The sequence below is a fragment of the Chromobacterium sp. CCUG 76385 genome (genome assembly GCF_059916625.1).
Map to the genome: position 1 here is coordinate 112,823 of NZ_JAUCGU010000006.1, position 12,754 is coordinate 125,576.

Consider the following 12,754-nt stretch of genomic DNA (forward strand, 5'->3'; position numbering starts at 1 on the left):
GATCCGCCGCGCCCCGTCATGGTCAACAACGGCGGAACGCCCGGCTTAGCCGGGCTTCCGCCCTACGGGTCGATGCAAAAGCGGGAGAAGACCACGCCGAGTTTAGTAGGGCGGATGCCCCGACGGGGCGATCCGCCGCGCCCCGTCATGGTCAACAGCGGCGGAACGCCCGGCTTGGCCGGGCTTCCGCCCTACGGGTCGATGCAAAAGCGGGAGAAGATCACTCCGAGTTCGGTAGGGCGGATGCCCTGACGGGGCGATCCGCCGCGCCCCACCATGGTCAACAGCGGCGGAACGCCCGGCCAGGCCGGGCTTCCACGGCCTTATTTCCCGATGCAAAAGCGCGAGAAGATCACGCCCAGCAGGTCATCGGCGGAGAATGCCCCGGTGATTTCGGACAAGGCGTTTTGCGCCATGCGCAGCTCTTCGGCGAAGATTTCCACTTGTTCCCAATCGGCCTCGGCCAGTTCCAGGTGGTCGGCGGCGCGGGCGATGGCCTCCAGGTGGCGTTGGCGGGCCAGGAACACGCCTTCGTCGGCGCCGCTGAAGCCTATCATTTCCAGCAGCTTGGCTTTCAACAGGTCCACGCCCTGATGCGTCTTGGCGGACAGTCGCACCAGCGGGTGGCCGTCTTCGTCGGCGATGCCGGCCGGCTCCTCGGTCAGGTCCACCTTGTTGAAGACGTGCACGCGCGGCAGGCCGGCCGGGATGCGCGCCAGGATGGCTTGCACCTCTTCGGTCAGGCCGTGACGGCTGTCGGTCAGCACCAGCGCCAGGTCGGCGCGTTCCACCGCCTGCCAGGTGCGCTCTATGCCTATCTTCTCCACCACGTCGTCGGTTTCGCGCAGGCCGGCGGTGTCGATGATGTGCACCGGCACGCCGTCGATGACGATTTCCTCGCGCACCGTATCGCGGGTGGTGCCGGCGATATCGGTGACAATGGCGATGTCGTCGCCCGCCAGCGCGTTCATCAGGCTGGACTTGCCGACATTGGGCTGCCCCACCAGCACCACGTGCATGCCCTCGCGCAGGATGGCGCCCTGCTTGGCCGTGGCCTGCACGCCCACCAGGGTGGCGCGCAAGCGGCGCAGGCGGCCGATGGCGTCGGCCTGCTTCAGGAAATCAATCTCTTCCTCCGGGAAGTCCAGCGTGGCTTCCACCAGCATGCGCAGATTGATCAGCTCGTCCACCAGGCCGTGCACCTGGCGCGAGAACGCGCCCTTCAATGACTTCAAGGCGCTGCGCGCCGCGGTTTCGCTGCTGGCGTCGATCAGGTCCGCCACGCTTTCGGCCTGGGCCAGGTCCAGCTTGTCGTTGAGGAAGGCCCGCTTGGTGAACTCGCCCGGCTCGGCCAGCCGCGCGCCCAGCTCCACGCAGCGCGCCAGCAGCATCTTCATCACCACCGGCCCGCCGTGGCCCTGCAGCTCGATCACGTCCTCGCCGGTGAAGCTGTTGGGGCCGGGGAAGAACAGCAGCAAGCCGTTGTCTATGGCCTGGCCGTGGGCATCATAAAAGTCCGTGTACGTGGCGTAGCGCGGCGTGGGCGTTTTGCCATTGGAGATGGCCTGCGCAAACGGCAGCAAGTCCTTACCGGAGACGCGGATCACGCCGACGCCGCCGCGGCCGGGGGCGGTGGCGATGGCGCAGATGGTGGCGGGGGTGTAGCTGAGGTTCATTGCCATTCCTTGGATTTTGAGCCACGAAATCCACGAAAGAACACGAAAGAATGATCGCAGGCCGGAAGCCGTCCCGGCGCAGCCTCGGAGGCGATTCGCGTTCGTGTGCTTTCGTGGGGTTCGTGGCAAATTGTTTTGAGATCTTTTCCCAGATTATCCAGCAAAAAACCCGGCCAGTGGCCGGGTTTGTTCAGCAATGCCTGCGGCGCTCAGGACTGCAGCGCGGCCTTGTTGCTCTTTTCGATCTGCTTGTTGATGAACCACTGCTGCGCCATGGACAGCACGTTGTTCACCACGTAGTACAGCACCAGGCCGGCCGGGAAGAAGAAGAACAGCGCGGAGAAAGCCAGCGGCATGATCTTCATCATCTTCGCCTGCATCGGATCAGCCGGCGGCGGGTTCAGGAAGGTCTGCAGGAACATGGTGATCGCCATCAGCGCCGGCAGGATGAAGTACGGGTCCGGGCGGGCCAAGTCGGTATACCACAGCACCCACGGCGCTTCGCGCAGCTCCACCGAAGCCAGCAGCGCCCAATACAGGCCGATGAACACCGGGATCTGGATCAGCATGGGCAAGCAGCCGCCCAGCGGATTCACCTTCTCGGACTTGTACATCTCCATCACGGCTTGCTGGAACTTCATGCGGTCGTCGCCGTATTGTTCCTTCATGCGCTCCAGACGCGGCGCCAGGGCCTTCATCTTGGCCATGGAGCGGTAGGACGCGGCGGTCAGCGGGTAGAACACGGCCTTCACGGTCAGCGTCAGCAGGATGATCGCCCAGCCCCAGTTGCTCACCAGGCCATGCAGCTTCACCAGCAGCCAGAACAGCGGCGAGGCGAAGATGTAGAAGATGCCGAAGTCCTTGGCATACTCCATGCCGTCCGCCACCTTGGAGATGATGTCGTACTCTTCCGGGCCGGCAAACAGCGGCACGTTGACGCTCAGGCTCTTGCCCGGGGCGATGACGGCATAGTCAACCAGCGCGGCGGCGGAGTTCAGGCCATTGGTCTGGGTCAGCTCGAAGCGGCAGGACTTGTCGTCCTTGCACACGCTCTTGCCGTCCAGCGGCTGCAGAATCCAGGCGGACATGAAGTAGTGCTGCACCATGGCCACCCAGCCATCGGTGGTGGTCTTGGCGTAGTCGCCCTTGCCCTTGGCCAGATCGTCGAAGCTCACCTTCTGGAACTTGTGCTCGGAGGTGAACACGGCCGGGCCGGTGTAGGTGTGGGCAAAACGGCCTTCGCCTTCCGGCGCCTGGCTGTCGCGCAGCAGGCGGTAGTAGGCGGTAGGCGCCAGCGGAGCGGCGCCGCCGTTGGCGATGTCGTAACGCACGCCGATCTCGTAACTGCCCTTGGTGAAGGTGTATACCTTGCTCACCTTGACGCCATTGGCGTCCGGCGCAGTCAGCTTCACTTCCAGCTTGTCGCCGGTCATTTCGTAGCTGGGCTTGTCGGCGGTGAAGACGGTTTTATGCGTCGGCAGGGCCGGGTTGCTGGCTGCGATCAGGCCGGTTTGCGCCACATAAGTGTGCTTGGCATTGTCCTGGAACAGCTTGAACGGCTGGTTGCGGTCTTCGGCCTCGCCGTGCTTGAGCAGAGACAGCGAGCGCAGGTCGCCGCCCACGGTATCGATCTCGGCTTCAACCAGGTCGGTCTTGACGCGGATGCGCTGACCATGGGTCAACTTGTTGGCGTCGGCAGGCTGCGCGGCGCTGGCAGCGCCGGCCGCGGCCTCGGTCTTGGCCACTTGCTGTTGCGGGGTGTGCTTGGGCATGAAGAACTCATTCCACCCAAACAGGATGCCCACGGACAGTACAACAAAGATAATCAGTCGCTTGGAATCCATCTCTCGATACCGGAAAGTTCAGGGAACCGGGTCATAGCCGCTGCCGCCCCAGGGATGGCAACGGCAAATGCGTCTGGCGGCCAGACAGCCGCCCTTCAGCGCGCCGTGTTTTCTCACCGCCTCGATCGCGTAGCTGGAACAGGTGGGCTGGAAGCGGCAACGCGGTGCCAGCCACGGGCTGATAGCCAGCTGGTAAAAACGGATCAGGAGGATGAGGATGCGCGACATCGTGCCAGTTTAGCAAACAGAGCCGACAAAGCCGTGACGGCCTCGGCGCGCTGTTCGCGGGCAAACGCCGTTTTTGCTCGCACCACGTAGTCCACGCCGCCCAGCTCCTGCTGGTTCAGGCGGAACCACTCGCGCACGCAGCGCTTGATGTAATTTCGGCGCACCGCCCGCTTGGCCACCTTCTTGCCCACAACCAAACCCACGCGGGCATGGTCCAGACCGTTGGGGCGGGCATACACCTGAAAGAAGGCATTGCTGCGTTGTTGCCGCAAACTAAAAACGGATGAGAACTCATCCGTTTTTAACAGCCGGTGCGCACGGCGAAAGCGGTAAGCCACAAGGACTTAGACGGCCAGCTTCTTGCGGCCCTTGGCGCGGCGAGCGGCGATGACAGCGCGGCCGCCACGGGTCTTCATGCGGACCAGGAAGCCGTGAGTGCGTTTACGACGGGTATTGGAAGGCTGATAAGTGCGTTTCATGATATGGGTTTCCTGTTTCGAAACGGAAATAAACGCGTGATTTGACTCGAAATCCGCAGCTTTGTCAACGAGGAATTTTCTGCAGGCCTGTGGATAACTTTGCAAAAAAACGTTAGAATGTGGGGGTTTATCGCTGTCGACCGGCTGCACAACAAATGAACGCATCCAGGGCACACAGGCCCGCCGCGTTTGCCACACCGCAGCCTGCCGGCCGCTTCATGCCGAACATCCGCCGCTTGCTCGCCGCCCTTTCCGCGCCGCGAGCGGCCCATCCCGCTGTTGCAAGCCGAGCGCGCTCAGCGGGTTTTTCGCTTTCACATGCGTGTATGTAATGACCGAACTGGATCAATTCTGGCCTGCCTGCCTCGCCCGACTGGAGGCCGAACTGTCTTCGCAACAGTTCAACACCTGGATCAAGCCGCTCAACGCCGAAGCCGGCGATGAAGGCATTGCGCTGTTCGCGCCCAACCGCTTCATCATGCAGTTCATCAAGGACCGTTTCCTCGCCCGCATTGAGGAACTGGCCGTGGAACTGATTGGCGAATGCCCGGTGGAGCTGCGTCTGGGCGCGCCTTCCGCCCGGCCGCTGCAGCCGGCTGCCAGCATCCAGCCCAAGGCCAAGGAGCCGAGCAAAGCCGCGCCCAGCGCTTCGCCCGCGCCGTCTCCGGCCAAGCAGGCCGCGGTCAAGGCTATTGGCGGCAGCCATGAAAGCACGCGCCTCAACCCCTCCTTCACCTTCGATACGCTGGTGACCGGCAAGGGCAACCAGCTGGCGCGCGCCGCCGCCATGCAGATTGCCGAGAATCCGGGCGACCAGGCTTACAACCCGCTGTTTGTCTACGGCGGCGTGGGCCTGGGCAAGACTCACTTGATCCAGGCCATCGGCAACCACGTGTTCCAAAAGAACCCGCAGGCCAAGATCCGCTACATCCACGCCGAACGCTACGTGGCCGACATCATGCGCGCCTACCAGCACAAGGCGTTTGACGAATTCAAGCGTTACTACCACTCGCTGGACCTGTTGCTGATTGACGACATCCAGTTCTTCGCCGGCAAAAACCGCACCCAGGAAGAATTCTTTTATGCCTTCAATGCGCTGATCGAGGGCGGCAAGCAAGTCATCATGACCTGCGACAGCTACCCCAAGCAGATTGAAGGGATGGAAGAGCGGCTGATTTCGCGCTTCTCCTGGGGCCTGACCGTGGAAATCCAGCCGCCGGAGCTGGAAATGCGCGTGGCCATTCTGATGAAAAAGGCCGAGGCCGACAGCATCAAGCTGGAGCACAACGTGGCCTTCTTCATCGCCCAGAACGTGCGCTCCAACGTGCGCGAGCTGGAAGGCGCGCTCAAGCGCGTGGTGGCGTATGCCCGCTTCACCAACCAGAACATCACGCTGGAACTGGTAAAGGAAGCGCTGAAGGATATTCTGGCCGCCGGCAACCGCCAGGTGACGGTGGACGCCATCCAGAAAACGGTGGCGGAGTACTACAAGATCAAGCTGTCCGACATGCACAGCAAAAAGCGCAGCCGCGACATCGCCCGGCCGCGCCAGGTGGCCATGGCCCTGGCCAAGGAACTCACCCAGCTGTCCTTGCCCAATATCGGCGACGCCTTTGGCGGCCGCGACCACACCACCGTGCTGCACGCCTGCAAAACCATTAATGAGATGCGCGAAAACGACGCCGACATCGCGCACGACTACGAAGCGCTGCTCGCGATGCTGCGCAATTAATCGAACCATGAAACGACTCTTCACCATCTACTGGGAGCCCGCCACATGCTGATCCTGCAAGCCGAACGCGATGCCCTGCTCAAGCCCCTGCTGGCAGTCACCGGCATTGTCGAGCGTCGCCACACGCTGCCGATTCTGTCCAACGTCCTGATCGAGAAGAAGGGCGGACAGGTTGGATTCCTGGCCACCGACCTGGAAATCCAGATCACCACCGCCAGCAGCGACGAGCTGCCGGGCGAAGACTTCCGCCTCACCACCTCCGCCAAGAAGCTGCAGGACATTCTGCGCGCCATTCCGGGCAATACCATGGTGACGCTGGAGCAGCTGGACGGCGGCCGCCTCACCCTGAAGGCCGGCAAGAGCCGTTTCAACCTGCAAACCCTGCCGGCGGAAGACTTCCCGCTGCTGTCGGTGGGCACCGCCTCCGACGCCAGCTTCAGCCTCTCCCAGCGCGAACTCAAGCGCCTGATCTCTCAGGTGCAGTACGCCATGGCCGTGCAGGACATCCGTTACTACCTCAACGGCCTGCTGATGCAGACCGACGGCAACCAAGTGCGCCTGGTGGCCACCGACGGCCACCGCCTGGCCTTTGCCAGCGCCGACGTCACCGCCACCCTGCCCAAGGCTGAGGTGATCCTGCCGCGCAAGACCATCATCGAGCTGTACAAGCTGCTGCAGGACAGCGACGACGAAATCAAGATTGAAGTGCTGGCCAACCAGGTGCGCTTCAGCTTTGGCGCCACCGTCATCATCAGCAAAGTGGTGGACGGCAAGTTCCCGGACTACAACCGCGTCATCCCGCTGGACAACGACAAGATCTTCCTGATCGAACGCCTGGAATTCCTGCACGCGCTGCAACGCGCCGCCATCCTGGCCAACGAGAAATTCCGCGGCGTGCGCCTGGTGCTGGCGCCGGGCAAGATGTCCATCCTGTGCACCAACAGCGAACAGGAAGAAGCCGAAGAAGAACTGGAAATCGCCTTCCAAGGCGACGGCCTGGAGATTGGCTTCAACATCAACTACCTGCTGGACGTACTGACCAATCTGCCGGCGGAAACCCTGCAGCTGGCGTTTGGCGACTCCATCCGCAGCGCGTTGTTCACCATCCCGGATGTCAGCAACTTCAAGTACATCGTGATGCCGATGCGCATCTGACGCGGCAAACGGAGTCAGCGGGCGGCCTAACGCCGCCTCCCGGATTTAAGAATGACCGGCCACGCAGCCTGTTTCACCCCGGCGGCGCGGCCATATGGAAAGTGTGAGTATGAGCGAACAAGAATACGGCGCGGACAGTATCAAGGTGCTTAAAGGCCTGGATGCGGTGCGCAAGCGCCCCGGCATGTATATTGGCGATACCTCCGATGGCACCGGCCTGCACCACATGGTGTTTGAAGTGCTGGACAACGCCATTGACGAAGCGCTGGCCGGCCATGCCGACACCATCAAGGTCACCATCAATCCGGACAACTCCGTTTCCGTGGAAGACAACGGCCGCGGCATCCCCACCGACATCCACCCGGAAGAAGGACGCTCCGCGGCGGAAGTGATCATGACCATCCTGCACGCCGGCGGCAAGTTCGACAGCAACAGCTACAAGATCTCCGGCGGCCTGCACGGCGTGGGCGTATCCGTGGTCAACGCGCTGTCCGACTGGCTGAAGCTCAAGATCTGGCGCGACGGCAAGGTGCACGAGATGGAATTCCGCCGCGGCGACGCCGTGGCCCCGCTCACCGTCACCGGCCATACCAGCCATCGCGGCACGGAAGTCACCTTCTTTGCCAGCGTGGACACCTTCGGCCACATCGAATACCACTTTGACATCCTGGCCAAGCGCATCCGCGAACTCTCCTTCCTGAACCAGGGCGTGGGCATCCAGCTGCTGGACAAACGCACCGGCAAGGAAGAAAACTTCGCCTTCTCCGGCGGCGTGGCCGGCTTTGTGGAATACATGAACCGCAACAAGAACGTACTGCACCCCAAGGTGTTTTACGGTTTTGGCGAAAAAGACGGCATGAGCGTGGAAGTGGCCATGCAGTGGAACGACTCCTACCAGGAAAACGTCCAGTGCTTCACCAACAACATCCCCCAGCGCGACGGCGGCACCCACATGACCGCGCTGCGCCAGGTGATGACGCGCACGCTGAACCAGTTTATCGAAGAGAGCGAAGTGGCCAAGAAGGCCAAGGTGGACACCACCGGCGATGACATGCGCGAAGGCCTCACCTGCGTGCTGTCGGTCAAGCTGCCGGACCCCAAGTTCTCCAGCCAGACCAAGGACAAACTGGTATCCGGCGAAATCGGCCCGGTAGTCAACGAAGTGATCAGCGAAGCGCTGAAAACCTATCTGCTGGAAAACCCCAACGACGCCAAGATCATCTGCGGCAAGATCGTGGAAGCCGCCCGCGCCCGCGAAGCCGCGCGCAAAGCCCGCGAAATCACCCGCCGCAAGGGCGTGATGGACGGCCTGGGCCTGCCCGGCAAACTGGCGGACTGCCAGGAAAAAGACCCCAGCCTGTGCGAACTGTACCTGGTGGAGGGTGACTCCGCCGGCGGCTCCGCCAAGCAAGGCCGCGACCGCAAATTCCAGGCCATCCTGCCGCTGAAGGGCAAGATCCTCAACGTGGAACGCGCCCGCTTCGACAAAATGCTGCAAAGCCAGGAAGTGGCCACCCTGATCACCGCCATGGGCTGCGGCATCGGCAAGGACGAATACAACCCGGACAAGCTGCGCTACCACCGCATCATCATCATGACCGACGCCGACGTGGACGGCGCGCACATCCGCACCCTGCTGCTCACCTTCTTCTACCGCCAGATGACCGAGCTGGTAGAGCGCGGCCACATCTACATCGCCCAGCCGCCGCTGTACAAGGCCAAGCACGGCAAGCAGGAACGCTATCTGAAAGACGACGGCGAACTGAACCAATACCTGCTGCAGCTGGCGCTGGAAAAAGCCGAACTGATCCCGGCCGAAGGCGCCGCCCCGCTGTCCGGCGAAACCCTAGGCGAAATCGCCCGCCAGTTCCTGCTGGCCCGCGCCGTGATGGAACGCGAAAGCCGCGTGATCGACCCGCTGGTGCTGGAAGCCATGCTCAAAACCGGCCCGCTGTCGCTTGAAAGCCAACAGCAAGCCGACCACACCGTGGCGGAACTCTCCAAGCACCTGCCGGCGGAAACCATAGACCTGCAGCTGCTGCGCGACGAAAAGAACGACGGCCACCTGATCAAGATCATCCGCAAGCTGCACGGCAACGTGCTGGTAACGGTGCTGGACCAAAACTTCCTGGACAGCGGCGACTACGCGGAGCTGAAGAAAACCGGCAGCCTGCTGGGCGGCCTGCTGCGCGAAGGCGCCCACGTCAAGCGCGGCGAAACCGTCAAACCAGTCAACGAGTTTGGCGAAGCGCTGGACTGGCTGCTGGCCGAAGTGAAAAAGGGCATGAACATCCAGCGCTACAAAGGCCTGGGCGAGATGAACCCGGAACAGCTGTGGGAAACCACCATGGACCCGGCCGTGCGCCGCCTCTTGAAGGTGCGCATCGAAGACGTGATGGGCGCCGACGACGTGTTCACCACCCTGATGGGCGACGAGGTGGAGCCGCGCAGGCAGTTCATTGAAGGAAACGCCTTGATCGCACGCAATATAGATGTTTAAAATTGTAGTGTAGATAGACGCATAAGCTGAGAAAAAGAGACATATAAATTGAAAAATTTATAAGTTACAACTCTGTGATAGCCTAGATTGATTGGTAGCACAGAAGGACGTGTGGCTGGAGTTCCGAGGGCCTGTAAACCCAGCTGTTTACAGGCCCTTATCTTTGCTAGTCTCGGACTATTTCCCCTCAGGTCGCCTATTGTATTGACAGAAACGCTGGGGCGTATTTCCCGACAGCAGGGCTTTCATGGTACTCGCGCGCAATTTTGGACACTGTTAGAAGGAGGTACGCCGACGGGGCTACACCTGGCCGCGCCCCAGTTTTCCTATCTGAAGAAGAGCTGCCACGGGGAACGGCTGATTCTTGTTTTATTAATCGAAGCCACCTTTCGATTCCACCCTGCGTACGGTTGCGAGCTTCCCTACCTTGTCGAACCGGCTCCAACCCAACTAAGCCCAGCTCAATCAAGTAACAATAGCCCTAACTCAGCCTAAACCTGCCTAACAAGACCCATCTTCGTTGAGATGACCCAATCCAAGTGCTAGACTTGCCCATCCAAATGAATGCCTGGCTTGGAGTTGGATAGTGGCAGCAGAGCACACACTGGTGGATGACCGCTGGCAATCGGTTGACGACATCGCGACATACTTGGGCGTAAGCAAAGACACCATCTACACCTGGTTGTCTTCGAGGCAGCTACCTGGACATAAGATAGGTCGATTCTGGCGCTTCAAGAAGGTTGATATTGACGAATGGGTTCGTCAGCAAAAAGCACTAAACTAAATATCATTGCATCACTTTGAATTACATATGAATAGTCAAGTCATCCTCAATGCCTCCGTCGCACATGAGCAAAAGGAACTCTTCGAAGCTGCTGATTCGTCACAAGCTTTCAGTGTTCCACTGGAAACACAAAGTGACAAAAACGGGGCGTATGAGAAGCAGCTACCTGAGCCACAGGTTGTTGACGTGATAGATTTTTTCTCCGGTTGCGGAGGCATGAGTGCGGGGTTCGCTACAACCCGGCAAAGCCATGTTGCCTTCAGGGTTTTAGGGGGGGGTAGATAAAGATGACGCAGCGCTTAGAACGTATGAAAAAAATATTCGTGGCCGTACACTCCGAGCCGACATTGGTGCATTGCCTCAAGACACCACTATTCTCGAGCTAACCTTTCCGGAACTTTCTGGTCCTCGATTACGTCCGCTTCTTTTCATCGGCTGCGCTCCGTGTCAAGGTTTCAGCGCACTAAGAAAAGGCGATGACCGTGACGATACGCGCAACAACTTGCTTGACGCCTTTGTCTCACTCGTCCTCAAGTATCAACCGGATGTGGTTGTGATGGAAAATGTACCAGAAATACTGTCTGGACGTTTTTCCCATTACTACCAAGCAAGCGCTTCGCGCCTTCGGAGTGCTGGGTATGTACTAGAGGAAAGCATTGTTGACATGAGCATGTATGGGGTGCCTCAAAGGCGTAAGCGAGCAATTATTCTTGGCTCGCTTAATGGTGCGATTCAATTGCCCGCCCCTATTTTTTCAAGTGCCACCGCAAGAACGGTCAGGGAAGCGATTTCACATCTCCCGCCATTGCAGGCTGGCGAGGTAGACCTAGACGATGAAAATCATCGCGCACCTGCACATACTGAGCGTTTAATTAGTTTATTTTCCCAAATCCCCGCCGATGGTGGTGACCGCCGGGCTATTCCGGAGTCTTTGAAGCTTGCTGCGCATCGACGTCTTGATAATAGCCCAACTCCCGGTTTTACAGACGTGTACGGGCGGCTTCGCTGGGATACCCCAAGCGTTACCATCACAGCTAAAAGCAGAAGTCCTAGTTCTGGCCGCTTTCTGCACCCCGAACAACATAGAAACATCACAGTCCGTGAAGCGGCACTATTGCAAGGATTCCCACACAATTACGTATTTTGCGGACCGCCCACACAGCAGTATCGCCAGGTTGGGGAAGCCGTACCTCCGCTCTTCGCTCGATTTGTTGCAGCAAGCGTTTTGAATCACTTAAATCCACCGAATTCAAGGCACACTTTGTCCGTCGAATGGCAGAAAGACGAAACAGTAAACTCGACCAAAATGGACGCAAGGTTTGCTGTCATTGATGCATTTTGCGGCGCTGGAGGTTTCTCTCTCGGTTTCACACGTTCAGGACTAGGTCCTGCCTTCGCGTTCGATATTGAGCAGGACGCTGTTCGAACTTACAACCGGAACATTTTTCCCGTAGCAAGCGTGGCCGATGTGGCGGACCCGTCGTTAGCTTCGCATGCGGCCGATTTGGCGAAAAATAAGAAACTTATAGTAGTTGGAGGCCCTCCCTGTCAGGGGTTCTCACACCAACGAAAAGGGAACGCAGATGACCCACGGAACCACCTTGTCTTTCGCTTCGCAGATTTCATAGAAAATCTGCCACATCCTCCTGTTGCAGTTGTACTTGAGAACGTGACTGACCTTGAACTACCCAGAGGCATCAAGGTGCTTCGGCAGTTTATCTTTAGAATGGAGTCTCTAGGGCTTGTTCCGCATAGGCATGTATTGAACGCCGCAGACTTTGGTACAGCTCAATTGAGGCGCCGAGTCCTCATGGTTTTCCTCGCTCCTGATGTTTCGTCGCACTATGAAGGACCGCTACCTATTACACCTCAACGTTGGCTGACGGTGGGTGAGATGCTTACGGGGCTACCAGACCTGACATCGACCAATATGTCAGAAACTGTTGTAGGAAACCATATGGTTTCAGCTGAGAGCCCACAGAATCGCCAACGAATCTCTTATGTCGATATGGGGGGAGGCAGGTTGTCTATCCCGCGTAAGCTTCAATTACCTTGCCATGCGGGTGACTATCGCGGACATCGTGATGTGTTTGGTCGAATGGATTGGTTTCTTCCCGCACGCACAATAACTGGAGGGCTTGATAGCTTCACACGCGGTGAATTTGGCCATCCATTCCGTCATCGGTCAATTACTCATCGTGAGGGGGCACGCCTTCAGGGTTTTCCAGATTGGTTCATTTTTGAAGGCAATAGAGCCGCAACACGTCGACAGATTGGGAATGCTGTACCTCCAGGGATGGCCTTTGCCGTTGCAGAAGCAGTATTCGCAGCACTTCATAAAGCCGGGGTATGAATC

At 59.3% G+C, this 12,754-nt stretch carries 9 protein-coding genes and 1 pseudogene; 5 read left to right on the plus strand and 5 right to left on the minus strand.

Annotation, left to right across the window (positions count from 1 at the left end):
• Positions 1-323: 323 nt before the first annotated feature.
• From mnmE to rpmH, 5 genes are all read right to left on the minus strand, one after another.
• Entirely contained in the window at positions 324-1,676 is a 1,353-nt protein-coding gene (gene mnmE / locus QUG01_RS06625; protein WP_500829437.1) for a tRNA uridine-5-carboxymethylaminomethyl(34) synthesis GTPase MnmE, read from the minus strand.
• A 209-nt stretch (positions 1,677-1,885) separates the two neighbouring features.
• Positions 1,886-3,520, minus strand: a complete 1,635-nt coding sequence (gene yidC / locus QUG01_RS06630) for a membrane protein insertase YidC (RefSeq protein WP_500829438.1) — start codon at positions 3,518-3,520, stop codon at positions 1,886-1,888.
• Between the two features lie 18 nt (positions 3,521-3,538).
• On the minus strand, positions 3,539-3,748 hold the full coding sequence (gene yidD / locus QUG01_RS06635) for a membrane protein insertion efficiency factor YidD (protein WP_103321860.1): 210 nt from the start codon (positions 3,746-3,748) through the stop codon (positions 3,539-3,541).
• Positions 3,724-4,086, minus strand: coding sequence for a ribonuclease P protein component (rnpA, locus tag QUG01_RS06640; protein ID WP_043628229.1), 363 nt, complete (start codon positions 4,084-4,086; stop codon positions 3,724-3,726). Before rnpA ends, yidD begins: the two co-directional genes overlap by 25 nt.
• Positions 4,087-4,092: 6 nt before the next feature.
• Positions 4,093-4,227 carry a 50S ribosomal protein L34 gene (gene rpmH, locus QUG01_RS06645; protein WP_021477546.1) on the minus strand — a complete coding sequence of 45 codons (135 nt, stop codon included), beginning with the start codon at positions 4,225-4,227 and terminating at the stop codon, positions 4,093-4,095.
• 331 nt (positions 4,228-4,558) lie between these two features.
• On the opposite strand from rpmH, the gene dnaA reads away from it, so the two are divergent.
• The 5 genes and pseudogenes from dnaA to QUG01_RS06670 form a co-directional block, all read left to right on the plus strand.
• Positions 4,559-5,959 (plus strand): chromosomal replication initiator protein DnaA, encoded by a 1,401-nt coding sequence (dnaA, locus tag QUG01_RS06650; RefSeq protein ID WP_043628231.1) that lies wholly within the window; start codon positions 4,559-4,561, stop codon positions 5,957-5,959.
• 45 nt (positions 5,960-6,004) lie between these two features.
• Positions 6,005-7,114 (plus strand): DNA polymerase III subunit beta, encoded by a 1,110-nt coding sequence (gene dnaN, locus QUG01_RS06655; RefSeq protein ID WP_500829439.1) that lies wholly within the window; start codon positions 6,005-6,007, stop codon positions 7,112-7,114.
• A 109-nt stretch (positions 7,115-7,223) separates the two neighbouring features.
• Complete coding sequence (gene gyrB / locus QUG01_RS06660; protein WP_199154988.1) at positions 7,224-9,614, plus strand: DNA topoisomerase (ATP-hydrolyzing) subunit B; 2,391 nt, start codon at positions 7,224-7,226, stop codon at positions 9,612-9,614.
• A 607-nt stretch (positions 9,615-10,221) separates the two neighbouring features.
• A complete protein-coding gene (gene mads1, locus QUG01_RS06665; protein WP_500829460.1) occupies positions 10,222-10,398 on the plus strand; it encodes a methylation-associated defense system helix-turn-helix domain-containing protein MAD1 in 177 nt (58 codons plus the stop codon).
• Positions 10,399-10,687: 289 nt separating this feature from the next.
• Positions 10,688-12,751, plus strand: a pseudogene (locus QUG01_RS06670) (DNA cytosine methyltransferase); the annotation flags it as partial.
• Between the last annotated feature and the right edge of the window lie 3 nt (positions 12,752-12,754).